Source organism: Parvularcula mediterranea (assembly GCF_013085255.1).
Taxonomy (GTDB): Bacteria; Pseudomonadota; Alphaproteobacteria; order Caulobacterales; family Parvularculaceae; genus Parvularcula; species Parvularcula mediterranea.
In genome coordinates this window covers 633,856-657,716 of sequence record NZ_JABFCX010000002.1, presented here as the reverse complement: position 1 = coordinate 657,716, position 23,861 = coordinate 633,856, and the positions used below count along the sequence as shown (strand labels likewise).

23 protein-coding genes are annotated in these 23,861 nt (G+C 62.8%); 12 read left to right on the top strand and 11 right to left on the bottom strand.

Going from position 1 to position 23,861, the window contains the following annotated elements; genetic code table 11:
• The 6 genes from HK107_RS03785 to lpdA all read left to right on the top strand — a co-directional run bounded on the left by HK107_RS03785 (window position 1) and on the right by lpdA (window position 5,680).
• Window positions 1-663, top strand: a complete 663-nt coding sequence (locus tag HK107_RS03785; protein WP_173196920.1) for a hypothetical protein — start codon at window positions 1-3, stop codon at window positions 661-663.
• Complete coding sequence (locus HK107_RS03780; protein WP_198912281.1) at window positions 660-1,337, top strand: nitroreductase; 678 nt, start codon at window positions 660-662, stop codon at window positions 1,335-1,337. The genes HK107_RS03785 and HK107_RS03780 overlap by 4 nt, the downstream gene beginning before the upstream one ends.
• Before the next feature lie 78 nt (window positions 1,338-1,415).
• Window positions 1,416-2,327: an SMP-30/gluconolactonase/LRE family protein gene (locus tag HK107_RS03775; protein ID WP_173196919.1), complete on the top strand. Its 912-nt coding sequence runs from the start codon at window positions 1,416-1,418 to the stop codon at window positions 2,325-2,327.
• Window positions 2,328-2,380: 53 nt separating this feature from the next.
• The gene (gene dusA / locus HK107_RS03770) at window positions 2,381-3,367 is read left to right on the top strand and encodes a tRNA dihydrouridine(20/20a) synthase DusA (protein WP_173196918.1); all 987 of its coding nucleotides are present in this window, start codon (window positions 2,381-2,383) and stop codon (window positions 3,365-3,367) included.
• Window positions 3,364-4,161, top strand: coding sequence for a sulfite exporter TauE/SafE family protein (locus HK107_RS03765; protein ID WP_173196917.1), 798 nt, complete (start codon window positions 3,364-3,366; stop codon window positions 4,159-4,161). The genes dusA and HK107_RS03765 overlap by 4 nt, the downstream gene beginning before the upstream one ends.
• A 109-nt stretch (window positions 4,162-4,270) precedes the next feature.
• Entirely contained in the window at window positions 4,271-5,680 is a 1,410-nt protein-coding gene (lpdA, locus tag HK107_RS03760) for a dihydrolipoyl dehydrogenase (RefSeq protein ID WP_173196916.1), read from the top strand.
• A gap of 137 nt (window positions 5,681-5,817) precedes the next feature.
• Here the strand turns inward: lpdA and HK107_RS03755 are convergent, their stop codons facing one another.
• Window positions 5,818-6,468, bottom strand: coding sequence for a zinc finger-like domain-containing protein (locus HK107_RS03755; RefSeq protein WP_173196915.1), 651 nt, complete (start codon window positions 6,466-6,468; stop codon window positions 5,818-5,820).
• A 75-nt stretch (window positions 6,469-6,543) separates the two neighbouring features.
• Entirely contained in the window at window positions 6,544-8,331 is a 1,788-nt protein-coding gene (locus HK107_RS03750; RefSeq protein ID WP_173196913.1) for an ATP-binding protein, read from the bottom strand.
• 249 nt (window positions 8,332-8,580) lie between these two features.
• On the opposite strand from HK107_RS03750, the gene HK107_RS03745 reads away from it, so the two are divergent.
• Window positions 8,581-10,137, top strand: a complete 1,557-nt coding sequence (locus tag HK107_RS03745) for a peptide MFS transporter (RefSeq protein WP_173198726.1) — start codon at window positions 8,581-8,583, stop codon at window positions 10,135-10,137.
• 72 nt (window positions 10,138-10,209) lie between these two features.
• On the opposite strand, the gene HK107_RS03740 is transcribed toward HK107_RS03745, so the two are convergent.
• The 5 genes from HK107_RS03740 to HK107_RS03720 form a co-directional block, all read right to left on the bottom strand.
• Window positions 10,210-11,016 (bottom strand): inositol monophosphatase family protein, encoded by an 807-nt coding sequence (locus HK107_RS03740; RefSeq protein ID WP_173196911.1) that lies wholly within the window; start codon window positions 11,014-11,016, stop codon window positions 10,210-10,212.
• A gap of 134 nt (window positions 11,017-11,150) precedes the next feature.
• On the bottom strand, window positions 11,151-11,540 hold the full coding sequence (locus HK107_RS03735; protein WP_173196909.1) for a helix-turn-helix domain-containing protein: 390 nt from the start codon (window positions 11,538-11,540) through the stop codon (window positions 11,151-11,153).
• Between the two features lie 82 nt (window positions 11,541-11,622).
• Window positions 11,623-11,778, bottom strand: coding sequence for a hypothetical protein (locus tag HK107_RS03730; RefSeq protein ID WP_173196907.1), 156 nt, complete (start codon window positions 11,776-11,778; stop codon window positions 11,623-11,625).
• Window positions 11,779-11,844: 66 nt separating this feature from the next.
• Window positions 11,845-12,390, bottom strand: a complete 546-nt coding sequence (locus HK107_RS03725; RefSeq protein WP_173196905.1) for a gamma carbonic anhydrase family protein — start codon at window positions 12,388-12,390, stop codon at window positions 11,845-11,847.
• 30 nt (window positions 12,391-12,420) lie between these two features.
• Complete coding sequence (locus HK107_RS03720) at window positions 12,421-12,840, bottom strand: DUF6491 family protein (protein WP_173196903.1); 420 nt, start codon at window positions 12,838-12,840, stop codon at window positions 12,421-12,423.
• Window positions 12,841-13,113: 273 nt separating this feature from the next.
• Here HK107_RS03720 and HK107_RS03715 point away from each other — a divergent pair, with 273 nt between their 5' ends.
• Window positions 13,114-13,806: a ZIP family metal transporter gene (locus tag HK107_RS03715; RefSeq protein ID WP_173196901.1), complete on the top strand. Its 693-nt coding sequence runs from the start codon at window positions 13,114-13,116 to the stop codon at window positions 13,804-13,806.
• A gap of 238 nt (window positions 13,807-14,044) precedes the next feature.
• The gene (gene queC, locus HK107_RS03710) at window positions 14,045-14,746 is read left to right on the top strand and encodes a 7-cyano-7-deazaguanine synthase QueC (protein ID WP_173196899.1); all 702 of its coding nucleotides are present in this window, start codon (window positions 14,045-14,047) and stop codon (window positions 14,744-14,746) included.
• On the opposite strand, the gene HK107_RS03705 is transcribed toward queC, so the two are convergent.
• The 4 genes from HK107_RS03705 to ispH form a co-directional block, all read right to left on the bottom strand.
• Window positions 14,743-15,342 carry a DUF3313 family protein gene (locus tag HK107_RS03705; protein ID WP_173196897.1) on the bottom strand — a complete coding sequence of 200 codons (600 nt, stop codon included), beginning with the start codon at window positions 15,340-15,342 and terminating at the stop codon, window positions 14,743-14,745. The two genes, queC and HK107_RS03705, sit on opposite strands and share 4 nt — an antisense overlap.
• Before the next feature lie 93 nt (window positions 15,343-15,435).
• Window positions 15,436-15,867 (bottom strand): ribonuclease HI, encoded by a 432-nt coding sequence (gene rnhA / locus HK107_RS03700; RefSeq protein WP_173196895.1) that lies wholly within the window; start codon window positions 15,865-15,867, stop codon window positions 15,436-15,438.
• Complete coding sequence (gene thrB, locus HK107_RS03695; RefSeq protein WP_173196893.1) at window positions 15,864-16,811, bottom strand: homoserine kinase; 948 nt, start codon at window positions 16,809-16,811, stop codon at window positions 15,864-15,866. Before thrB ends, rnhA begins: the two co-directional genes overlap by 4 nt.
• Window positions 16,812-16,820: 9 nt before the next feature.
• Window positions 16,821-17,741: a 4-hydroxy-3-methylbut-2-enyl diphosphate reductase gene (gene ispH, locus HK107_RS03690; protein WP_233061124.1), complete on the bottom strand. Its 921-nt coding sequence runs from the start codon at window positions 17,739-17,741 to the stop codon at window positions 16,821-16,823.
• 130 nt (window positions 17,742-17,871) lie between these two features.
• Here ispH and HK107_RS03685 point away from each other — a divergent pair, with 130 nt between their 5' ends.
• The 3 genes from HK107_RS03685 to HK107_RS03675 all read left to right on the top strand — a co-directional run bounded on the left by HK107_RS03685 (window position 17,872) and on the right by HK107_RS03675 (window position 23,789).
• Window positions 17,872-18,426 carry a hypothetical protein gene (locus tag HK107_RS03685; RefSeq protein ID WP_173196889.1) on the top strand — a complete coding sequence of 185 codons (555 nt, stop codon included), beginning with the start codon at window positions 17,872-17,874 and terminating at the stop codon, window positions 18,424-18,426.
• Window positions 18,426-20,192 (top strand): arginine--tRNA ligase, encoded by a 1,767-nt coding sequence (gene argS, locus HK107_RS03680; RefSeq protein ID WP_173196887.1) that lies wholly within the window; start codon window positions 18,426-18,428, stop codon window positions 20,190-20,192. The genes HK107_RS03685 and argS overlap by 1 nt, the downstream gene beginning before the upstream one ends.
• A gap of 156 nt (window positions 20,193-20,348) precedes the next feature.
• Complete coding sequence (locus tag HK107_RS03675; protein WP_173196885.1) at window positions 20,349-23,789, top strand: TonB-dependent receptor; 3,441 nt, start codon at window positions 20,349-20,351, stop codon at window positions 23,787-23,789.
• The last annotated feature ends 72 nt before the right edge of the window (window positions 23,790-23,861 follow it).

Below are 23,861 nucleotides of genomic sequence, written 5' to 3'. Positions count from 1 at the left end.
ATGCTGCTCGCCCGGTTTCGCGAGGCCCTGAAGGAGCAGAACTGGGCGATGGTAGCCGTTGAGCTCGGCATCGTCGCCTTCGGTGTGTTCCTCGGTGTGCAGTTCGGCAACTGGAACGAAGCGCGGGCGGAGCGTCAGCGCGAGGCGGTGCTTCTCGAAAAGCTCCGCATGGATTTCGAGACCATCGAGGAGACGATGATCGCGCAGAAGGCCCGCTCGGAGGGCTTTCTCGAACTCGTCATCGAGCTGCGGCAGTTCATCGAAAGCGATGTGCCGCTCAATCAACGGGACCTCGACGATCATCTGAACGCCATGGTCTCTGCCTCGCGGCCCGCGAGGCCATCACCAACCTATGTCGAGATGCAGGCGTCAGGCGCGCTGAGCCGTCTCGACAATCCGGAGCTGAGAGCCGCGCTCGTCGCTTATCATCTTGATACGGAGGTTGCAGACCGCGGTCTCGACTGGGCGCTTGAGGGTTTCAGCCCTGAGCGGACCACCCTGCGCTATGTCAGCCCCCTGAATAACGATTATTCCGGTTTGCGGGATGCAGTTGGCGAAGTGAACTATATGATCGTCGCGCACCAATTGCAGGTCCGCTACGCGGACGCCAGCATCGAGCTGGCGCGGCAGGTCCTGTCCGAGATTGAGGAGGGTGAGCGATGACCCTGTCCGTGTCCGAAGCCATTGCCCAGCGCTTTTCCTGCCGGGCCTTCCTGCCGGACCCGATCCCGGAGCAAGTCGTCCGCGACCTCCTCGCTCGCGCGCTCAAGTCGCCCTCAGGCGGCAACCTCCAGCCCTGGCGGATCATCGCCGTTGCGGGGAAGGAGAAGGATGCGCTGACACCCCTAGCCCAGAAGGTCCTGTTCGGAAATCCGCAAGGCGAGGATGACGAGTTCCCGATCTATCCGAAGAAGCTCGAGGATCCCTTCCGTGCACGGCGCTTCAAGGTTGGTGAGGACCTCTACGGTGCCCTCGGCATTCCGCGTGAGGACAAGCCTGCGCGCTTCGCCCAGCTCGCTGAGAATTTCCGCTTCTTTGGAGCTCCGGTGGGCCTATTTTTCATCACACGGAGGGAGTTCGGCCACGGGCAGTGGGCGCATATGGGGATGCTGATGCAGACCATCGCGCTCCTCGCTGAGGAGCAGGGGCTTGCGACCTGCATGCAGGAGGCGTGGGGCGCTGTGCGCGAGACCCTCCACGGGCATTTCGGTCTCGATGAGGCGGAAGTGATCTATTGCGGCATGGCGCTTGGCCATGCGGACAAGGACGCAGCAATCAACAGCTGGCGGAGCGAACGTGCCGGGCTCGATGAAGTGGCGGAGTTCCGGGGCTTCTAGGACGTGCAGCCGATCCTTCCTTAGGGGCCTGAAAACGGGCAATCTCCACGGATGCCTAGCTTCCCCAAACCCCGCCCGATGCCTCCTGTCACCCGTGTGCCTGCGCCCCATTTAGGACCGGAGGACGCGGTGATCACCGAGGACGGGACGGTCTATTCGGCGTTGCGAAACGATGGCTGGCTCCTCAGGGTTCGTCCGGGGGCGGAGGGAGCTGAGAAGGTCGCCAACATTGGCGGCCGAGGGCTCGGCTGCGAGCTGATGCCCGACGGCCGCGTCTTGGTCTGCAACGCCGACCTCGGACTGCAGGCCGTTGATCCTGAAACTGGCGATGTTGAAGCGCTGCTGCCCGAGATCTTCGGTCGGACGTTCGGGGTCTGCAACAATGCCTCGATTGCGCCCGATGGCACGATCTACCTCTCGGAAAGTTCCTCGGCCTACGCCCTAGAAGACTTCAAGAAGGATATTGTCGAGGACACGAAGTCAGGCCGCCTGATGCGCTGGAAGCCGGGGCAGGGCGAGCCCGAGGTACTCCTCGATGGCCTCAGCTTCGCCAATGGCGTCGTCCTCGACCCGCAAGGCGCTTTCGTCCTCGTGGCGGAGACGACCCACTGCCGCATCCACAGGGTCTGGCTTGAAGATCTTCGTACGGATATCTTTGCCGAAGTCCCGGGCTATCCCGATAACCTCTCGCTCGGATCAGACGGGCTGATTTGGACTGCGCTACCCGCGCCTCAGAACGCGGCTGTGTCGAAGCTCCACAACAGCCCCCTCTGGCTCCGCAAGATCGTGGCGCGGCTACCCGCGGCGCTGCAGCCGAACCCGCCGAAGGTGTCGTGGCTCATGGCCTTCAGCCGGGACGGCGAGCTCGTCCACTTCCTCGAAGGTGACCCGGAGCAGTACCACCATATCACCGGCGTCCGGGAGAAGGATGGCCGGGTGTGGCTGGGATCAATCGAAGAGCACGCCCTCGGCTATTTCGACCTTGCCTAGTGCTCATCGCCCGGGGTTTTGATTCTCGCAGGCTGAGCGACTAGACGCCCCCCATGACCCTGCCGCCGCATACATTTTCCGTCGCGCCAATGATCGACTGGACGGACCGCTATTGCCGGTTTTTCCACCGGCAGATGACGCGGCGTGCGCTTCTCTTCACCGAGATGGTGACGGCCGAGGCGATCCTGAATGGCGACCGGGACCGTCTTCTCAGCTATGATCACGAGGGACCGACGGCGCTCCAGCTTGGCGGCTCTGACCCTGCGAAGATGGGGGAAGCGGCGCGGATCGGCGCGGGCTACGGGTACCAGGAGATCAACATGAATGTCGGCTGCCCCTCGGACAGGGTGCAGTCGGGGCGTTTCGGTGCCTGCCTGATGGCGGAGCCTAAGCTGGTGCGCGACGTTCTCGCGGCGATGCGTGATGCGCAGCCGCTGCCCGTGACCGCGAAGTGCCGGATCGGGATCGATGATCAGGACCCAGAAGGGATACTGCCGCGCTTCCTCGAGCATGTCGCGGAGGCAGGCGTCACCACCGTCACCGTCCATGCCCGCAAGGCATGGCTGCAGGGCCTCTCGCCGAAGGAAAACCGGACGATCCCGCCCCTCGACTACGGCATCGTGGAGCGGATGAAGGCGCGCTTTCCCGAGCTGACGCTGATCCTCAACGGAGGCATCGCTTCGCCTACGGAGGGTCTTGCGCACCTTGAGAAGCTCGACGGCGTCATGCTCGGCCGGGCGGCGTATGAGAGGCCATCGGAGCTGCGCGATGTCGACAGGCTCTACTTCGCCGACGATCGTCCGGTGCCCGACGTCCTGGAGGTCGTCGAGACCGTCGTGAGCAAGGCGGAGGAAGACGGCACCCGCCTCTGGCGCTATGCCCGGCACATGCTCGGCCTCTTCGCAGGGAAGAAGGGCGCGCGCGCCTGGCGCCGCCGCATCTCCACCGAAGCCCGTGACGCAGAGCCTTCGCTCCTCCTCAGGATCATCGAGGAAGAGGGGCTGGCACAGGCCGCGGGCACCGCTATGGCGGCGGAGTGATCGAACTTCTCCTCTTAGTCCTCACAGGCGCGTTTGCAGGGACCCTTGGCGGGCTCTTCGGCATTGGCGGCGGCGTGGTGATCGTCCCGGTGCTCTATCTTGTCTTCATGCAGGGAGGGGCCGATCCGGAGGTCGCGACGAAGACGGCGATCGGCACCTCGCTCGCGACGATCATCGTTACCTCCTACCGCTCGATCAAAGCCCATGCGCAAAGAGGCGCGGTCAATTTCGACGTGCTGAGGCGCTGGGGGCCGTTCATCAGCCTTGGTGCAGTGCTCGGCGCGATCCTCGCGCGGGCGGTGTCGGGTGATGTGCTGCTCGGCTTTTTCGCCATCGGCATCACCGGCGTCGCGATCCAGCGCCTGCGTGGCCAGCGGGGTGCGCAGAAGACCATCAGCATACCGCCGCTGGTCCAGCGCATCCTTGCCACCCTGACAGGCCTTTTCTCAGCCCTCATGGGCATTGGAGGCGGCGTCATCGGGGTGATCCTCCTGACCCTTCAAGGCAAGCCGATCCACAAGGCTGTCGCCACGGCAGCAGGGTTTGGCATGGCCATCGCCATCCCCGGCGCGGCGGGCTTCGCGCTTTTGGGGCTAGGGCAGGGGGAGATGGAATGGGCCGTGGGCTATGTCCACGTGATCGCCTTCCTCGCCGTGGCGCTCGGCACCCTCATCTTCGCGCCCATCGGGGCATCGCTTGCCCACAAGCTCTCGGCGGAGAAGCTCAGCCGCGTCTTCGGCGTCTATCTCCTGATCACCGCCGTGCTCCTCCTGCGCGAGGCGTTTTTCACCTGAAAACCAGCCCTACGGGCACCCGCGACCATCGTCGCAGGGCATAGGGTACAGCCCTTGGTTGACCCCTCGCGGCGGCGGTCCTAGCTGCCTCCTGACAAGGAGTTCTGGCATGAGCAAAGAGTACGATGTCGTCGTGATCGGCGGCGGACCCGGGGGCTACAACGCAGCGATCCGCGCGGCGCAACTGGGGCTGAAGACCGCCTGCATCGACAAGCGTGAAACGGGCAAGTTCGGCGGCACGTGCCTGAACGTTGGCTGCATCCCGTCGAAGGCGATGCTGCACGCTTCGGAGATCTTCGAGGTCGCTGAAAAGCACATGGCCGACCTCGGCGTGAAGGTCTCCGGCGTCGAGCTCGATCTCGGCAAGATGCTCGGCCAGAAGGACGACGCGGTCGACGGCCTGACCCAGGGCATCGAGTACCTGTTCAAGAAGAACAAGATCGACGGCTACAAGGGCTGGGGCAAGATCCTCGGCAAGGGCCGTGTCGAGGTGAAGACCGCCGACGGCACGGAAGAGCTCAGCACCAGGAACATCATTATCGCAACGGGTTCGGACATTCTCTCCCTCCCGGGTGTCGAGATCGACGAGGAAGTCATCGTCTCTTCCACCGGCGCGCTCAGCCTCAAGAAAGTGCCCGAGCACATGGTCGTCGTTGGCGGTGGCTATATCGGTCTCGAGATGGGTTCGGTCTGGCGTCGCCTTGGTGCCAAGGTCACCGTGGTTGAGTTCCTCGACCGCATCACGCCGGGCATGGACGCGGAAATCTCCAAGCAGTTCCAGCGTATCCTCAAGAAGCAGGGCATGGACTTCAAGCTCGGCACGAAAGTCGTCAGCATCGAGAAGACCGGCTCTGGCGCTAAGCTGACCGTCGAGCCCGCCAAGGGCGGCGATCAGGAAGTGATCGACGCTGATGTCGTCCTCGTCTCGATCGGCCGTAAGCCGTACACCGACAATCTTGGCCTCGACACGGTCGGCATCACTCCGAACCAGCGCGGCTTCATCGAGGTCGACGACCACTGGCGCACAGGCGCTGAGGGCGTCTACGCGATCGGTGACGTGACCCCGGGCCCGATGCTGGCGCACAAGGCGGAAGAAGAAGCCGTCGCGGTGGCCGAGGTGATCAAGAACGGCCACGGCCATGTCGACTACGGCATCATCCCTGGCGTCGTTTATACCGACCCCGAGGTCGCAACCGTCGGCAAGACCGAGGAGCAGCTGAAGGAAGAGGGCGTCGACTACGCTGTCGGTAAGTTCCCCTTCACCGCCAACTCCCGCGCCAAGACCAATCATGAGACGGACGGTTTCGTGAAGGTCCTCGCGGACAAGAAGACCGACAAGGTCCTCGGTGTGCATATGATCGGCACTGGCGTTGGCGAGATGATCGCAGAGGCCTGCGTGATCATGGCGTTTGGCGGGTCGTCCGAAGACATCGCCCGCATCTGCCACCCGCACCCGACCCGCACCGAAGCCCTGCGCCAAGCCGCGATGGGCGTCGAAGGCTGGACGATGCAAGCCTGACGGCTTGCATCGTTTCTTTTTGTCTGCGCTACCGCTTCGCTACTTGAGCGCTTGTGCAAGTCGCAGCGGATTGGCCGAGCAAGTAGAAAAGCCCAGCGGCAATGCTGGGTTTTTTTGGATTTCGGAGGCGCCTGCGATCAGGCGAGAACTTCGCCCGAACCTCCGCAGGCGGAGCAGTCGCGGAACATCTTCCGGCCAGAGCCCTTGCACTTCGGGCAGGCTTCGGCGGTGAAGCTTTGAACTGGACGGCGCGAGGGGCGCTGGGCTCCTGGGTCGCGGTTCGACAGGCGCATGAAGACCTCTTCGCCCTTGCCGCCCTGGTTCCTCAGGGCACGGAAGGCATTCATCGCCATGAAGTTCATCTCCCCCGACCCCGCAAGGAGCTGCAGCGCTGTCCGCATGTCGGTCAGGTAGAAATTCGTCTGTGCCTTGAAGAAGTCCTCGGCAAACCGGCCCGTCGTATCGAGCTCGGCATAGATCCAGAGATCACCCTCTTCGAGGAACGCGAGCGCCATGGGCAGCCGCGCATTGATCATCTCTGCGCCCTCGGGAGACAGGCGCGGCGCGGGCAGGACGGAGACAAAGCCAAGGTTCGAAACCCGGCCCTTGTCCGCGGCCATGAACACCGCGCCGAACCGCATGCCCGTCACAGGGTCGGCTGCCGCGATCATCCTCAGGTCATTCCCCGGCATCGGATCAAGGAGCTCAGGCTCAAGCCCCATCCGCGCCATCACTGACGTCACATTGCTGGCGGTCCAGCCTTCTCCGCTGCGTATCTGTTCGCTCACACCCAATCCCCCGGCGCGCCCAAAGCGCCTTCTTTCGAGCGATCAAAGGCCAACGGACCGCGCTGCGTCAATGACCTAGGCATTGTTCGCTCCCTCGGTAGCGGAGGCCGAACGCGCGGCGAGAACGTCGATGATCTTCGCAGAGAGTTGTGCGGGCCTCACGGGCTTGGCGACATAGCCGTCCATTCCGGCGGCGAGGGCTCGTTCTTCTTCACCGGCGAGGGTGTCAGCGCTGACCGCGATGATCGGCATGGATGCATGGGCCCCGCCGCTCGCGCGGACGGCTTCTGCTACCTCATAGCCGCTCATGCCCGGCATGTGCTTGTCGAGAAGGAGGAGATCGAAGCGCTCGACGTCCAAAGCTTCGAGGGCCGAGGGCCCGTCATGGGCGAAGACGAACGACGTCCCCCAGGTCTTCAGGTACTCCCGCATCACCATGCGGTTCACCTGATTGTCCTCAGCAACAAGAACACGCAGCCCTTGGAGAGAGGAGACGTCTGCGACCTCTTCGATCTCATCGCGCACCGGCGTGGCTGCGCTCGCGGGTCTCAAAGGAAGGCTCAGGCAGAAGCAGGAGCCCCGGTCATTGGAGCGCTCGAGCGCGATGGACCCGCCCATGAGCTCGGAAAGGAGACGGCAGATCGGCAGGCCCAACCCGGTGCCGCCATAGCGCCTCGTTGTTCCGCTCTCGCCCTGTTCGAAGGCCTCGAAAATCTGGTCCGCAACGTCGTCGGGGACGCCTTTACCGGTGTCCTCCACCCGGAAACGGTAGGTCGGTAGCGGGCCATCCTCGACCTCGAGGGAGACCGTGACAGTCCCGCTGTCTGTGAACTTGACGGCGTTGGAGATCAGGTTGTGGAGGATCTGACCGATCCTATGCTCGTCGCCGAGAACCGTGTCGCGGGCTTTCTCGTCGATCCGCTGGATGAGGTCGGTGTTCTTGAGCGCAGCGGGTCCCGCCCAGATGCCGACCGCATGGCTGATCAGGTCGCGGACGGAGAAGGGCTCGGTCTCGATCTCCATCTTCCCGGCTTCGATCTTCGAGAGGTCGAGAAGATCCCCGATAATGACGAGGAGGCTTTGGCCTGAACGCCGGATCGTATCCGCCAGCTCCCGTTCGCGGGGCTTGAGGTCGGAGGTGGTGAGGACCTCCGCCATGCCGATCACGCCGTTCAGGGGCGTGCGCAGTTCATGGCTCATGGTCGCGAGGAACTGGGACTTGGCGGCCTCGGCGCGGCTCACCTGCTCAAGATGGGCCTGCTGCTTTTCGAGGGCGGAGTAGGAATTGTAGCTGAAATTCACGCCGACGACCGTGCTCAGGATCATCGCGAGTTCGCTCTGCATCAGCCTTTGGACGTTCCAGACCTGCCAGCCATACTCGACGAGCCGCGGATCGAACATCGCCCACCAGAAATAGAAGAGCAGGAGCCCTGCACCGAGGACCCCGTAGAGGACCGCGGCCCTCCAGGTGTGGATGTACCCGATGATGATCGGCCCGAGGCAGATCATCGGCAGGAGCGCCGTGTTGATCCCGGTGTAGAACTGCAGCGCGGAGGCGGTGACGCAGGCAATCGACAGGCCGGTATAGGCCAGTGCGAAGATCCTGAAATTCTTCGTCCAGCGCAGCGCGAAAATGGAAATTGTTAGGAAAATTCCGCCACCTAGCGCGATAGCGGCATCTGGGCTCCAATAGCCGTAACTCCAGACGAGGTTGCCCACGTTGAGGAACTGGAGAAGGGCGAGCACGAGGGCCACGACATAGACGGCGCGCGCCCGCGTCGCGACGACCGGAGACGCCTCCGGGTCGATCTTCAGCCAGCGCTCGAGCTGGCTGAGCCTGCCAATCGTTCCTGCCAAAACCATGGCGCGTTTCACCTCGCCGGAGGACTTTAGTTCAGACTTCCTTGCATTGAGTTGACGCTGCCCGGCGGAATGAAGGGGTTCCTTGTGGCCTTTCCATGACGGTGAGAGCTGCTAGTGTCCGCGCTGGGCTGGCCGCTAGCGGCTGCATAACAACGCAATCATTGAACAGTCGCGCTCAGGCGTCGGCGCGGGAAGGAAATCGCGAACATGTTCTATCTGGTGCTGGCCGGCATTGCGCTGGTTGGTGTGATGATGGCGCTCTTTCAGATGCGCAATCACCCCAAGGGCCTCTACATCCTGTTCTTCGCAGAGATGTGGGAGCGTTTCTCCTACTACGGGATGCGTGCGCTTCTCGTCCTCTACCTGACCAAGCATTTCCTCTTCGGAGACTCGGCGGCCTACGGCATCTACGGTGCCTATACGACGCTCGTTTACATCCTCCCGGTGATCGGCGGCACGCTCGCTGACCGCTATCTCGGCCAGCGCAAGGCGATCATCATCGGTGCCGTCATGCTCGTTGCGGGTCACGCGACGATGGCCATCGAAGGTGAGCCCGTGGCGCCTGGCGGATCGCCGGACATCATGGTCCTGAACCTCTTCTATCTCGCTCTCGCCCTCATCATCATGGGCACGGGCTTCCTGAAGGCGAACATCTCGACCATCGTCGGCGAGCTCTACGACAAGACCGATACGCGCCGCGATTCGGCCTTCACGCTCTTCTATGTGGGCATCAACCTTGGCGCCTTCGCGGGTGCTCTGATCGCGGGCTATCTCGGCGAGACCTTCGGCTGGAAGTACGGCTTTGGCGCAGCAGGCGTCGGCATGCTCCTCGGTCTTCTGGTCTTCGTCCTCGGTACGCCGCTTCTCGGCAAGGCGGGCGAAGTTCCCGACAAGGAGAAGCTCCACAAGCCTGCCTTCGCAGGCCTCAGCCCCAATTGGCTGATCTACATCGGCACGGCCATCGTGACGGTCGCTGTCTGGTGGCTGGTCCGTGACCAGGAGACGGTGGGCTACCTTCTGATGGTCGCCGGTGCACTGACGGTCGGGTACATTCTCTACCGCGCTGTCTTCCAGCTTGAGCCCCATGCCCGTGACCGGATCATCCTCGCGCTTATCCTGATCTCGATGCAGGTCCTCTTCTGGGGCCTCTTCGAGCAGGCTGGTTCGTCGCTGAACATCTACACCGACCGCGAAGTCGACCGGACGATCTTCGGAGCCGAAGTCGTGGCGTCGGTCTTCCAGTCGCTCAACGCGATGTACATCGTGCTCCTCGGCCCGCTGTTTGCGAGCTTCTGGGCCTACCTCGCCAAGCGCGGGAAAGACCCGACAGCGCCGCAGAAGTTTGGCCTCGGCATCATCCAGCTCGGCCTTGGCTTCCTCGTCCTTGTCTGGGGTGCCAACACCAGCTCGGGCCTGACGCCGGTGATCTTTATCTTCCTGATCTACCTGCTGCACACGACGGGCGAGCTCTGCCTGTCGCCGGTCGGCCTCTCCGCCATGACGCGCCTGTCGGTGCCGTCGATGGTAGGCCTGATCATGGGCACCTGGTTCCTCGCCTCGGGCGCAGGCAACTTCGTCGCTTCGCTGATCGCCCAAGCGACGGCTGCTCCGGGCGCCAGCGTCCTCGCGGTCTACAACAATGTGGGCTGGGTCGCAGTCGCGGTTGGAGGCGGATTGATCCTGCTGTCACCGCTGCTCAACAAGCTGATCCACGCGGACACATTGTCTGACGACCCCGAGGCAACGGGACTTCGGACCAAGACCATCGAGCCGGGTGGTCACGTGGAAGACGCCCACCGCTCGTAATCTACGAGCGACATGACAAGAAAGAGGCCGCGCTCCGTGCGCGGCCTCTTTTGTTTTGGAGGAGGGGGCGGCTCAGGACGTGAGAACCTCTGAAACCTGATCGGCCAGCGCCTTGGTCGCAGCGACGATGACATGGATGTCGCCGCCTTTGTCCGTGAGCGGAGCGCCTTGCCAGTCGGTGACGGTGCCGTCGGCAGCCTCGATCACTGGGATGACGGCAGCGATGTCGTGCCATTTGAGGCCCGCCTCGACGACGAGGTCCATCTGCCCGCCAGCCACCAAACCGAACCCGTAGCTGTCGAGCCCTTGGCGGAGGAGGCGGACCTTGCTGCCAAGCTTGGCGACGGCCGCTGCTTCATCGGCTGAAAAATACTCACCCTCACGCACGTCGGTCACCATCAGCCTTGCAGCGGAGAGGTCCTCGAGCCCTGATGTCCGCCCTGCGAGAAATCCCTGCACGGACAAGGTCGGCTCTTCACCGGGAAGGGTCAGGCCCACCCAGCGTTCCTTGAGGCACGGCTGGTCGATGATGCCCATGATCGGCCGGCCTTCATGCTCGAGGGCGATCAGCGTGCACCATGTCGGGACCCCGCAAATGAAAGCGCGGGTGCCGTCGATCGGGTCGATGACCCAGCGGTAGGGTTCGGTGCCCTCTTTTTCGGGAAACTCTTCGCCCTTGATGCCGTGCCCCGGAAACTTCGCATGGATCTTCTGGCGGAGAAGGGTCTCGGCCTGCCGGTCACCCTCGGTCACCGGGTCGAAGCCGCCCTCGGCCTTGTTGTCGATCGAGGTCCCAGCCCGGAAATGCTGGAGGGTCGCGATAGACGCGGTCTTGGCGAGGTCCTCAGCGAAAGCGAGGAGGGTGTCTTTGTCGAGCATAGCTCTTTGAGGCGGGAATCCTGCCGGAAATGCAAGGCCCCGCGCAGCGGTGTCCCGCGCGCGGGGCCTCTCCCCCTCGCCGGCGGTCCCGGGGAAAACGCAACGCCCCCTTGGCCGGCTCGCCAGGCGAAGTCCTAGGCCGCGGCGTCGGCCAGGGTCTTCGCGAGGTCCAGAAGACGCCGGCGAGGCGCCTCCTTGAGATTGTAGTAGGCGCGGATGAGGTCGATCGTTTCCTTCTGGTGGAAGACCTCGGGCGCGATGTTCGCTTCATCGTCCGTCGCGCTTTCGTGGAGCGCGCGTTCTTCGTCGGTCAGGCCTTCGAAGAAGTGGCTGACGGGCACTTCGAGTGCAAGGGCGATGACCCAAAGGCGCGAAGCGGAGATACGGTTGGCACCGCTCTCATACTTCTGGATCTGCTGGAACTTGATGCCCACGGCATCAGCCAGTTTCTGCTGGGTCATTCCCAGGAGGCACCGGCGTTGGCGGAGCCGCTGGCCTACGTGAAGATCGACGTGATGCGGCATGACCGCCTCCTCTCTGCTTACGGGAGAAGGCGCTGCAGTGTTCGTGCCAGCCAAACGTGTTTCGAAGAGGGAGAGGACGCTTCTACGGGGTGGGAGGCGGTTGCTCCTTTTCCTCCCTGTCAGCTGTGTCCTCGCTTTCTCGGGTGAGGGCGGCCTTCAGCGCCAGGGCCTCCTCGAGGATCCCCCGGACCTTGGCGAGGAGCTTCGCTCCCCGGCTTTCGGTCTCTTCGCCGTCCATAACGGTGCATTAACTATGAGGATCGCGAAGAGTTCCCGTCCTGCGGCGAGATGGCTGGGCGAGCCGTCAGGATTTCGTCTGGGCGATCGCTTCCATGTGCTGGCGGGCTTCCTCGACATAGAAAGCCGCGCCGAGGAGAGCCATCTTGTCCTCACCCTCACGCAGGTCGCGGAGCTTCTTGGCCGGCATCCCGCCCCAGAGCTCACCCGAGGGGACCCGCTTGCGGTTGGAGAGGAAGGCACCAGCGGCAAGGAAGCCGCCGCTTTCAATGACCGCTTCGTCCAGGACCGTGGCGGACATCCCAACGAACCCGCCACTCTCAATGGTGCACCCGTGCAGCATGCATTTGTGCCCTACGAGGACGTCCTCGCCGATCAGTACAGGCGTGCCGCCGCGGCTCTCATCGTCGACATGACAGATCGTGCCGTCCTGCACGTTCGAGCGAGCGCCCACGACGATGCGGTTGGTGTCCGCGCGGAGGATGCAGCCGTACCAGACCGAGGCATCGGCACCGATCTCGACGTCACCAATGATGACGGCACCGGGCGCGATGAAAGCGCTGTCGTGAATGCGGGGTGACTTGCCGTGGAACGGCAGAATGATGGGATCCATGCCCTTCGCTAGCGCCTCTCTACCGGGAGGTCACTCGGCTTCGTCGGTCTTCCGGTCATACTCATAGACCCGGCCCACCCGGCAAAAGCCGCTGTCGAGCGGGTTCGCGCCGCCGGCGCTGAAACTGCTCGACATATAGATGAGGTTTCCGGGCCTGACGCAGCCGCTGCCTGCGAAGCGGCGGTCGAAGCCGATCCTCAAGGCGTTTCTCGCTTCAGGGCAGGGGCCGACAAAGGTCACGAGGAACTTGTCATTGACCCCGCGGGTGAGGACCAACCCGTCCCGGCCGCCCCACTGGCTGAAGCCATTGATCGCTCTTGAGAAGCAGATGCTGTCGATCTGCTCACCGACCTTGGGATCGGTTTCCACGGTCAGCCGCTCGCCGCTGTCGGTCGAGGCGCACGAAGAGAGGAGAACCGTTGCAAGTAGGCAACAACCGATAGCACGCATGAGAACCTCCCAATTCCCGTCCAAAGCGTCATTCTCAGGGGCTTGCCACCATGCCGTCAAATCGCCAGTGCGTGATCCGCTGCACGTTACAGTATTTCAAATCCTTCTTGTCACTCGTTGCCTGCTGTGCGACGAAATTCTGAAGACCGCGGCGGCGGTTTTGGGGAGGCCGTTTTGGGACAGTTGGACGCTTCGGCGGGGCTTTTTGGGTGGCCCCCCGCTCTGGTCGCGAGCGTTCTCGCTGCGGCCGTTGCGTCGATCGGTATCGTTTTTGTGGGCACGCGCCCCGAGCTCGCTCAGCGTCTTCGTCCGACGCTGGCCGCGCTCGCGGCGGGCATCCTGCTTGGTACTGCGATCTTTATTCTGCCGGAGGCATTTGCGGGCCATGAGCTGGCGCCGCTCGCTACCTTGGCCGGTTTCTTCACGCTCTTTGTTTTCGGTCGCTTCGCGCGCCGTCCCGAGGGGCGAGCGTTCGCGGCCTTCTTCGCGATTGCCGCTCACAGCACCATCGACGGGATGGAGTATGGGCTCCTCTTCGCAACCAGTCCCACGGCAGGCATCCTTGGCTCGATTGGCCTCATCATCCACGAGTTCTCCGAAGGGATCGTCCTTTTCCTGATCCTCCGTGGTGCCAGGGTGTCGACCCCGCTCGCGGCGACGTTAGCCCTGTTCGGTGCGGCGGTGACGACGCCGGTGGGCACCATCGCCACGCTGACGCTGCTCTCCGATATCACGTCCGGTGAATTGTCTCTCGCTCTTGGTTTCGCCGCAGGTGCGCTGCTCTTCGTGGGGGCGAGCCAGCTTCCTGAGGAGTTCGGAGATCTCGATTTCCGCTCGTCTGTCTTCGCCTATGCGACGGGCGCGGTCTTCGCGATCCTGATGATGTGGACCACCCACATGAACCACGATCATGGCGGGCACGACCATGACGGCGACCACAAACCCGGCGAACATCGCGACCACTGAGAGGCGAAAGCCTTCCCTAGACGTTGACGGGTGCCCGGACGGGGCAGGGCAACCCGAAAGGTCGGGGCACCCGCCAACACGCTTGGGGCTGAAAGCTGCCGGGGAGAGAGCATCACGGCAGCTGCTAGGTGAGGGAAGGATCATCCCCAAGCTGTACCAACCTTAGGTTGCAAGAGATGAAAGCCAAGTTAATGACTGCACCTTTCCCGTGCAGGCGGAGAGATTTAAGCAGCAACGCATGACCGATGACCGCAAAGCCCTGGTGCTGTTCTCAGGCGGGCAGGACTCCGCGACCTGCCTGGCCTTCGCGCTTGCGCGCTACCCCTCCGTCGAGACGATCGGCTTCACGTACGGCCAGCGCCATGCGGTGGAGATGGAGCAGCGCCTGAAGGTGCGCGAAGCCATGGCGGAGGCATTTCCCGCATGGCGGGAGCGGCTGGGCGAGGACCATGTGGTGGATCTCGGCTTCCTGAGCGCTCTGGGCGAGACCGCGATGACGGCTGACGTCGAAATCAAGATGACCGAAGCGGGACTTCCCTCGACCTTCGTGCCGGGCAGGAACCTTGCGTTTCTGGTGGCGGCCGGAGCGCTTGCCTACCGGCGCGGGGTCGGGACGCTGGTCGGCGGCATGTGCGAGACGGATTACTCAGGTTACCCCGATTGTCGGCAGGACGCGGTTTCAGCGCAAACGAAAGCGCTTTCCCTCGGCATGGACCAGAGCTTCCGCCTCGAGACGCCGCTCATGCATCTCACCAAGGAGGAGAGCTGGGCGCTGGCGGACAGGCTGGGCGGTGAAGCCCTGACCGCGATCATCGAGGAGCACACCCACACCTGCTATCTCGGTGAGCGGGGTGTGCGTCACGATTGGGGCTATGGCTGCGGCACCTGCCCGGCTTGCGAACTCCGGGCAGAAGGGCACCGCAACTGGAAGGCCGCTTAGCCTTCGAGGAGAGCCGCGAGCTTGTCAGCGAGGCGCGCGAAGTAGCGGTCGGCCGTCTGCCAGATCGCCCCGTTCAGCACCGTCTGGTCCTGAAGCGAGGTGACATTGTCCTCGTCCTCGATCACCGCGAGCAGCTTGCCATCCTCGGACAGCTCCACACGAGCGGCTGCGGCGCCAGTGGCCAGGGACTGGATCGACAGGCCCGGATTGTCGGCGAGCTCCGCCATGGTCGGCCGGTTGGCATCAAGTTCTGTCACAATGGTCCGGACCGTCAGGATACCCGGTCCGCCTTCTTCGACGAGCTCAGCTTGCGTGGCGAGGCGGCGTTCGATGTCGGCGCGGAAATCACCGAGCTTCTCATCGAGGTCACGGCGGCTGATCGGGCGCTCGCGGTCACGGCCAATGGTCCGGGCGTCGACCCGTGCCTCGATCTCAGGCGAGACGGACAGGCTCAGCACCTGAACCTTGGAATAGCCGGTGAAATCATCGGTCTGCACAGCCTGGAAGCTGTCGAACCGCTTGGCGGCCTCGGGGCCGGTCGGACCTGACGCACAGGCGGCGAGCAGCAGAACGGCTGCTGGAAGAAGAAAACGCATAGGGGACCTCCTCAGGGGGTGGCGTTAGATATGAAGCCTAGGCCCCTCAGAAAGGTGGTCAATCGGACAAACTGCAAGCCGTCCGGCAGTTCATCATCCCTGAAACGGCGCCATACCCTGGCGCGCGAGGGCATCGGCGGCTTCATTGCCCTCGTGACCCGCATGGCCCTTGACCCAGGCCCATTTGACGTCCCGCGCCTCCGCGAGGGCGTCGAGGGTCTGCCAGAGGTCCTGATTCTTCACAGGCTTCTTCGCGGCCGTCTTCCAGCCATTGCGTTTCCAGCCATGGACCCAGGTTTCAACGCCGTTCTTGACGTATTGGCTGTCCGTGGTGATCGCGATGGCGGTGCCGGGCTTCACTTCCTCCAGGGCGCGGATGGCGGCGAGCAACTCCATGCGGTTGTTGGTCGTCGCCGCCTCGCCGCCGCAGAGTTCTTTGGTCTCGCCGTTCATCTGCATGAGGACGCCCCAGCCACCGGGGCCCGGGTTGCCTGAACATGCACCGTCCGTATACGCCTTGATCATCGAGCATTCTCCATCGCTGCCCGGTGATGGCGCATCAGGCGCAGCCAGGGAAGCGGATCTTTTCCAGTGTAGAGCGCACTCTCCTGGACGAAGATCGCGTCGGTCGCGCGGGTGAGGAAGAACCTGAGCGCAGAACCGCAGAGGAGGGTGGGGAGGGAAGCGCTCTCCTCATCGCTCAGGGGGCGGATCGTCTCATAGCCCGAGCGCATCGCCTCGGCGTTGGAGAGGTCAAGCTCTCCTGTCTCCGGCGTGTAGGCATTCATGCTGATCGACAGGTCGTAGGCAAAGAAATCCGTACACGCGAAATAGAAATCGATGACACCAGACACATCGCCATGGTCGAGAAGGAGGTTGTCTGGGAAGAGGTCGCCGTGGATCGGTCCCCTTGGTCCCTGACCTGGCCAGCGGTCGGACAGCAGCTGCGCTGTCTCCTTGAGCTCAGTATAGAGACCATCGCCGAAGCGCTCGATCTCGGCACCGGCACGGTCGATCATGGCGCGCCAGCTGGCCAGCGACATGTCGTTCGGGCGATGGAGGGAGAGGTCTTTCGTGACCCCGTGGAATTGCGCGAGGAAAGCGCCTGCCTTCCGCGCATCCTCTGGGGTTGGCTCCATGTTGGGTCTGCCGGGCAGGAACTCGATGAGGGCGGCAGGGCGTCCTGCCAGAACGCCGAGGCGCTCGCCCGTCTGCATACTGATGGCCCTTGCGGAGGGGAGGCAGGCATCGGCAACCTCGCCCATGAGCGACAGGAAATAGGGCAGGTCAGCGACGTCCACGCGAGCCTCGTAGAGGGTCAGGATGAACCGCCGACCTCCTGCGAGGACCTTGAAATTGGTATTCTCCGTACCCTCCGCAATGCCTGTCACCATGTCGGGTTCGGGCAATCCGTAAAGCTTTAGGAAACCAGCGACGGCTTCATCGGAGACTTGGGTAAAAACGGCCATAGGCCGTCTTTAGACGAGTTCGCGCGGAAGTTTGAACTCTACATTCTCACGGGTGGTCTCAACCTCCTGAAGGTCGAGATTGAAGCGCTCGCGGAAGCCCTGAACGACGCCTTGGACAGCCGTCTCTGGGGCCGAAGCACCAGCTGTGAGGGCGACAACGGAGGGGCTCAGCTTCTCCACCATGTCCCAGTCGATGGCGTCGACATTTTCGATCAGCCTGCCGACAGGGCAACCCGCCTTCATGCCAACCTCAACGAGGCGGAGGGAGTTTGAGGACGTCGGTGATCCGACCACGAACAGGAGATCAGCTTCGGCCGCGATGGCCTTCACGGCTTCCTGACGGTTGGTGGTCGCGTAACAGATATCGTCCTTGTGCGGCACCCAGATCTCCGGGAACCGGCGTTTCAGGACATCGACGATCTGGATCGTGTCATCGACCGACAGGGTCGTCTGGGTGACATAGGCGAGGGGGCCGTCGGTCTTCGGCTCAAAGCCTTCGGCGTCCTCGACGGTCTCGATCAGGGTCATGGCATCGGCGGGGAGCTGGCCCATCGTGCCTTCGACTTCCGGGTGGCCCGCATGGCCGATCAGGATGACGTGGGCACCCCGGCGGTGGTGGCGCTCGGTCTCGATATGGACCTTGCTGACCAGCGGGCAGGTTGCGTCGAGATAGAGAAGCTTCCGCTGCTCAGCCTCGGCAGGGACCGATTTCGGCACACCGTGGGCCGAGAAAAGAACCGGCCTGTCGTCAGGCACTTCGTCCAGCTCATCGACAAACACGGCGCCGAGGTCGCGAAGACGGTTCACCACGGTCTCGTTGTGGACGATCTCGTGGCGCACATAGACCGGGGCGCCGTAGCGCTCAATGGCCTTTTCGACCATTTCGATGGCCCGATCGACGCCAGCGCAGAAGCCGCGCGGCGCGGCCATCCGAAGTGTCAGGGAATTTTCTCGATTCATGGGCCTGCCAGGGTTCGCGATTTCGCCTGGTTCACCTATAGGAAACGGAAAAGGCGGGCTACCGCCAAGTTTGACGCCCCTCATCGGAGCTTACCGTCTTATGCGTTTTGCCGTTCTCGCCCTTGCCTCACTGATCCTGCTCGCTGGGTGCACCACGGAGCGAGGCCGCGCAGCAGCGAGAGCCAACCCCGCGCCGTGCCCGAACGTGTTCGTTCTCGATGATGCTTCGCGGTTTGTGGACTTCGAAGGTGATGACAGGACGATCGAGGCCGTGACCCGGTCCGGTGAGATCGATGACGTCATCACGGCGTGCCGCTACTTTGCGGATGTCCCGATCAAGGCGAGCATGGCCGTGGCGTTCTCTGTCGGCCGCACCGATGACAGCGAGGCTGAGACGATCCCGGTCCAGTATTTCGTCGCCGTGACCCGGACCAACCGGGATGTCATCGCGAAGGAAGTCTACGAGGTCCCTGTCCAGTTCAAGCGCGGGCAGAAAGTCGTCTCCTTCGTCGAACAGATCGACGAGATCGTCATCCCGCGTGCCCGTGCCGGCACGTCGGGCGTCAATTTTGAAATTGCCGTGGGCTTCCAGCTGACCGAAGCGCAGTACCGCTTCAACCGGTCCGGCGTGAGCCTCAAATTCCCGGAGTCCTGATGCTTTCCCTGACGTCGCGGCTCAGCCGCCTCGTGGGTGAGGCTTTCCAAGCGGAAGGCCTCGACCCCGACCTCGGTCTCGTGCGCGTTTCCGACCGTCCAGACCTTGCCCCGTTCCAGTGCAATGGCGCGCTTGCCGCTGCCAAGGCTGCGAAGAAGAACCCTCGCGCCATCGCCGAGGCTGTGAAGGCGCGGCTCGAAGCGGCAGGTGAGCTGTCAGATGTGACCCTGGCCGGCCCGGGATTCCTGAACCTCACGCCATCGGACAGTTTCCTCGAAGCCATGACGTCTGAGCTGAAGGAAGACCCGAATGCAGGGGCATGGCAGCGGGAGAAGACGGAGAAGGTTGTCCTTGACTATGGCGGGCCGAACGTCGCCAAGCCCCTCCATGTGGGCCACCTGCGCTCGGCGATTATCGGGCAGAGCCTGAAGGGCATCATGCGCGCCGCTGGCGACGAGGTGCTGGGCGATATCCACCTCGGTGACTGGGGCCTCCAGATGGGCCAGCTCATTGTCGAGCTGAAGCATCGCGAGCCCGGCCTTGTCTATTTCGATGAGAGCGTGACCAGCGGCTATCCTGAAGAGAGTCCTGTCACAGTTGCCGACCTTGCGGAGATCTATCCGGCGGCGTCTGCGGCCTGCAAAGAGAGCGAAGGCCGGATGGCCGAAGCGCAAGCCGCTACAGCTGAGCTTCAGTCGGGCCGCCCGGGCTACCGTGCGCTCTGGCAGCACTTTGTCGATGTCAGCCGCGAGGCGCTGGAAGGCGACTATGCTGCTTTGGGTGTCCAGTTTGAGCTGTGGCGCGGTGAGGCTTCGGTCGATCCGCTGATCGAGCCGATGGTCGAGAGCCTTCAGAAGAAGAGCCTTCTTGAGGACTCCGATGGCGCCCGTGTCGTCACGGTCGCGCGCGAGACGGACAAGAAAGACATCCCGCCGCTTCTGGTCATCAAGTCGAACGGCTCTGTCGGCTACGGCTCGACGGACCTCGCGACGCTGCTCGAGAGGCAGCAGGACGGCTTCGACCGCTGTATCTACGTGGTCGACAAGCGCCAGTCCGAGCATTTCGTGCAAGTCTTCCGCGCCGCGGCCCGCCTTGGCCTCTTCTCCGAGGACGCGATGGAGCACGCAGGCTTCGGGACCATGAACGGAAAGGACGGCAGGCCCTTCAAGACCCGCGAAGGCGGCGTCCTGAGGCTCTCCGACCTCATCTCCATGGTCACTGAGAAGGCCCTCGAACGCGTCCGCGAAAGCGACAGCGCGCCTGAAGGCGAGGCGATGTCGAAGGAAGAGATTGCGCGCATGGTGGGGATCGCCGCCCTCAAATTCGCCGACCTCTCGAACCCGCGGACCACCGACTATATCTTCGACCTCGACCGCTTCGTGTCGTTCGAGGGCAAGACCGGACCTTATCTTCAGTATGCTGCCGTTCGCATGGCGTCCGTCCTGAGGAAGGCCGGCACGGGTCCTGAGGAGGCGATCAAGGCGCCGATCGGGCTCTCTGAGCCGAGCGAGAAAGAGCTTGCGACCTTGCTTCTGGGATTCGCGGACGCCCACCGCTCGGCCTACGAAAAACGGATGCCGCATATCCTCTGTGAGCACGTCTTCGGAGTCGCACAGAGTTTTTCAAAGTATTACAGCAATTGCCGAATTTCGGACGAAGAGGACAATTCCGTGCGCGCCAGCCGACTCGCGCTGACGGCGCTAACCCTCGGACAAGTCCGCGCGATTCTGACGCAGCTCGGGATCGAAATCCCAAAACACATGTAATTTCTTTGGGCGGACTGTTGCTGCGCTGCACCACAGCTGCCTAAGAGTCAGCCTTGTCACGAACATGACAAAAATTTCGCGGGAAACTGTCACAACGTTTTCCTAGGCGCCCCGAAGAGTTTCCAGCTCGTTAACCACCATCGGGGTAATTTCATCATGTTCGATTCACGTTGGGCCGGCGGCGCTGCCGCTCTGGCCATCGCGGCGTCGCTCGCACCTGTTGCTGCCATTGCTCAAGAAACCACATCGTCCGTAAGCGGCGTTGTTGTTTCTGACAGCGGCGCACCGGTTGCAGGCGCAACTGTCACCATCCGTGACACCCGTACGGGCGCAACCCGTACGCTCACGGCCGGCAACACCGGCGGCTTCTCGGCCGGCAACCTGACCGTCGGCGGTCCGTACACGGTCACCGCATCGGCTCCAGGTTATGCCTCCAGCACCATCGAAGGCGTCCGCCTCTCGCTCGGTTCGGAAGCACGCCTGACGGTTCAGCTCGGCGCCCAGGGCGGCGACGAGATCGTCGTCCGCGCAACCCGCCAGAACGTTGCCCAGACGGCCATCGGCCCGAACAGCTCGTTCGACCTCGAGACCATCGAGAGCTTCCCGTCGATCCAGCGGACCGTCACCGACATCATCCGCTTTGACCCGCGTGTCAGCCTCGACCTTAACAACGAAGTGCCGCGCGTCTCCTGTATCGGTGGCAACGACCGCACGAACACCCTAACCGTCGACGGTGTTGTCCGCGCCGACACGTTCGGCCTCAACGGCACCCCGTTCGCAGCGCGAAACACGTTCATCGTTCCCTTCGACTCGATCTCGCAGGCAACTGTTGAGTTCGCACCGTTCGACGTCGAGTACGGCCAGTTCACCGGCTGTAACATCAACGTCGTCACCAAGTCGGGCTCGAACGACTTCTCCGGCTCGGTCTTCGGCTTCTACAACTCGAACGAGCTGCAGTCCGAAACCGTCGACGGCGAAGACTTCTCGCTCAACGAGTTCGAAGACTACAACTACGGCTTCACGCTCGGTGGCCCGATCATCAAGGACAAGCTGTTCTTCTTCGTCGGCTACGAAGAAACCGACGATGCTGACCCGCAGACCACTGGTCCTTCGGGCTCCGGTCTCGGTTCGAGCAACGAGTTTGACTTCATCACCGTTGCTCAGGCCAACGAGATCATCGACGTTCTCGAGACCCAGTACGGCTACAACACGCAAGGCATTGCGACCTCGCTTCCTCAGTCGTCGGAACGTTTCCTTGCTCGCATCGACTGGATCATCAACGAAGACCACCGCTTCGAGGTGACCTACGACACCCTCGAAGAGTCGAACATTGAAGAGGACGACTACAGCTTCCGCTTCAACACCTTCACCCCGTTCGGCTCGTTCGAAGACGAAGGTACCGAATCGACCACGATTTCGGCACGTCTCTTCTCGCAGTGGAACGACCGTCTCTCCACCGAAGTCCGGTACTCGCGCGCTGACGTGCAGGACAACCAAGGCCCCGTTGCAGGTGGCGAAGCGCAATCGGCCAACCCGACCCCGCGTATCGCTCTCCGCGTTGAAAACGATGGCAATGAAGGTGTCTTCCTCGCAGGTCCGGGTAACTTCCGCTCGGCCAACCAGCTCGACACCGTCGGTACGCAGCTCAAGCTGAAAGCCGACTATGAAGTCGACGCCCATACCTTCACCTTCGGCTACGAGCTGAACCACTTCGATGCGTTCAACCTCTTCATCCGGAACGCGACCGGCGTCCTCCTCTTTGAAGACCTCGACGGCCTGCGTGCAGGTACGCTCATCGATACCACCGGTACCGATCCGCGTGATATCGAAGCTCGTGAATTCCCGCGCGCTAACGAAATCCGTAACTTTGAAGTCGCACCGGCCTACGGTGAGTTCTCGCTGACCGGTAACCCGGAAGATGCGGCTGCCGAGTTCGAGCGTTCGATCCACGCGCTCTACATTCAAGACGAGTGGAACCCACTGCCTGGCCTCGAGATCCTCGCTGGCCTGCGCTACGAGTTCTATACGGGCGACGCTACGCCGCTCGAGAACCCGAACTTCTTCGCTCGTTACGGCTTCTCGAACCAGCGTGACTTCAACGACCTCGACATCTGGCTCCCGCGTCTCGGCGTGAACTACGATTTCGGCGCCACCAAGTTCGGTGACCTCTCCATGCGCTTCGGCGCTGGTGTCTTCACCGGTGGTGACCCGACGGTCTGGTTCTCGAACGCTTTCTCGAACGCTGGTTCGAACGTTGGTGCTGGCGAGTTCTTCGAAGGCAACTGTACCGCCGCTGACCTTCAGGTCATCGACGGCAACGGCAACTTCACGGGCCTGCCGCAGTGCGTCATCGACGCCGGTGCATCCCAGGCTGCCAACGCCCTCGCAGACACCCAGTCGACCGACCCGAACCTCGAGCTTGCCTCGGTGGTCCGTGCAAACTGGGGCTACTCGCTCCTCACCGACTTTGACGGTGCGGCGAACGGCTTCTTCGACGACTGGCAAGTCGACGTGGACTGGATCTACTCGCGCTTCCAGAACCCGTACAACTTCGTCGACCTCGCACAGGTCATCGATCCTTCGGAAGGCAACAACGGCTTCACCATCGACGGTCGCCCGATCTACGCATCGATCGACCCGTCCGTGGCTGGCTGTAATGCTGAGCTGATCGGCACCGGTGGCACGCCGCCGAGCTACATCAATGTCACGCAGGAGTGCTTCAACACCCGCCGCGACAATGAGATCCAGCTCACCAACGACGAAGGCTTCGGCGCCACGACCGTGTCGATCCTCTTCTCGAAGCGGTTCGACTACGACCTCTTCGGCTTCGATGGCGGTGCCCGCTTCAACATGGGCTACGCTTACTCGGACGTCGAAAACCGTCGTGACCTCACGAGCTCGCAGTCGACCTCGAACTATGACGGCACGGCTCTCTTCGACCGTCAGGATCCGGGTGTTGGTACGTCGGGCTTCGAGACCCGTCATAACTTCACGGCTGCGCTGAACTTCGATCAGGAGTTCATCAAGGACTACCGGACGAACTTCGGTCTGTTCTTCTCGGCTCAGGAAGGTCGTCCGTACTCGCTCGTCTTCGACAATGGCGGCGTCTTCTCGGACAGCACTTCGGGCAATGCCAACACGCTGCTCTACGTGCCGACCGGCGAGAACGATCCGTTCATCAGCCCGCTGAGCGACACGCAGGCTGTTGCCGACTATGTCTCGCTGATCCGCACCAACGACTGTCTCAACGACAGCCGTGGCGGTACCTTCGAGCGTAACTCGTGCCGTGCAGACTGGTTCCTGGACCTCGACCTGCGCATCAGCCAGGAGTTCCCGGTTCCGGGTGGTCTCGATGACAAGCTCATCGCGTTCCTCGACATCGACAACTTCGGCAACCTCCTGACGGACAGCTGGAACGTCCGCCGCACGGTTGGCCAGCGCGTTGGCGTGGTCGAGGTCGATGTTGACGACCAGGGCCGCTACATCATCTCGGACTTCCAATCGGGGAACTTCGAGACGAATGGCGACACCCGCGACTTCATCTCGTTCAACGCCTCGGCCTGGACCGTCCAGATCGGCGCCAAGTACGAGTTCTAAGAACGCTTCATCTTCGGATGATCGGGGAAAGGGCGGCTTCGGCCGCCCTTTTTCTTTGTGCGCGGGCGCGGT

Excerpts from the sequence above, each read along its gene's own strand:
- HK107_RS03725 (WP_173196905.1), bottom strand. The coding sequence starts at position 12,390 with ATGGATCCCATCATTCTGCCGTTCCACGGCAAGTCACCCCGCATTCAC.
- HK107_RS03685 (WP_173196889.1), top strand. The coding sequence starts at position 17,872 with ATGCGTTTTGCCGTTCTCGCCCTTGCCTCACTGATCCTGCTCGCTGGG.
- lpdA (WP_173196916.1), top strand. The coding sequence starts at position 4,271 with ATGAGCAAAGAGTACGATGTCGTCGTGATCGGCGGCGGACCCGGGGGC.
- HK107_RS03720 (WP_173196903.1), bottom strand. The coding sequence starts at position 12,840 with ATGCGTGCTATCGGTTGTTGCCTACTTGCAACGGTTCTCCTCTCTTCG.
- dusA (WP_173196918.1), top strand. The coding sequence starts at position 2,381 with ATGACCCTGCCGCCGCATACATTTTCCGTCGCGCCAATGATCGACTGG.
- HK107_RS03675 (WP_173196885.1), top strand. The coding sequence starts at position 20,349 with ATGTTCGATTCACGTTGGGCCGGCGGCGCTGCCGCTCTGGCCATCGCG.
- HK107_RS03785 (WP_173196920.1), top strand. The coding sequence starts at position 1 with ATGCTGCTCGCCCGGTTTCGCGAGGCCCTGAAGGAGCAGAACTGGGCG.
- thrB (WP_173196893.1), bottom strand. The coding sequence starts at position 16,811 with ATGGCCGTTTTTACCCAAGTCTCCGATGAAGCCGTCGCTGGTTTCCTA.
- HK107_RS03730 (WP_173196907.1), bottom strand. The coding sequence starts at position 11,778 with ATGGACGGCGAAGAGACCGAAAGCCGGGGAGCGAAGCTCCTCGCCAAG.
- HK107_RS03740 (WP_173196911.1), bottom strand. The coding sequence starts at position 11,016 with ATGCTCGACAAAGACACCCTCCTCGCTTTCGCTGAGGACCTCGCCAAG.
- HK107_RS03745 (WP_173198726.1), top strand. The coding sequence starts at position 8,581 with ATGATGGCGCTCTTTCAGATGCGCAATCACCCCAAGGGCCTCTACATC.
- rnhA (WP_173196895.1), bottom strand. The coding sequence starts at position 15,867 with ATGATCAAGGCGTATACGGACGGTGCATGTTCAGGCAACCCGGGCCCC.
- HK107_RS03750 (WP_173196913.1), bottom strand. The coding sequence starts at position 8,331 with ATGGTTTTGGCAGGAACGATTGGCAGGCTCAGCCAGCTCGAGCGCTGG.
- queC (WP_173196899.1), top strand. The coding sequence starts at position 14,045 with ATGACCGATGACCGCAAAGCCCTGGTGCTGTTCTCAGGCGGGCAGGAC.
- HK107_RS03735 (WP_173196909.1), bottom strand. The coding sequence starts at position 11,540 with ATGCCGCATCACGTCGATCTTCACGTAGGCCAGCGGCTCCGCCAACGC.
- HK107_RS03780 (WP_198912281.1), top strand. The coding sequence starts at position 660 with ATGACCCTGTCCGTGTCCGAAGCCATTGCCCAGCGCTTTTCCTGCCGG.
- argS (WP_173196887.1), top strand. The coding sequence starts at position 18,426 with ATGCTTTCCCTGACGTCGCGGCTCAGCCGCCTCGTGGGTGAGGCTTTC.
- HK107_RS03775 (WP_173196919.1), top strand. The coding sequence starts at position 1,416 with ATGCCTCCTGTCACCCGTGTGCCTGCGCCCCATTTAGGACCGGAGGAC.
- HK107_RS03705 (WP_173196897.1), bottom strand. The coding sequence starts at position 15,342 with ATGCGTTTTCTTCTTCCAGCAGCCGTTCTGCTGCTCGCCGCCTGTGCG.
- ispH (WP_233061124.1), bottom strand. The coding sequence starts at position 17,741 with ATGGCCGCGCCGCGCGGCTTCTGCGCTGGCGTCGATCGGGCCATCGAA.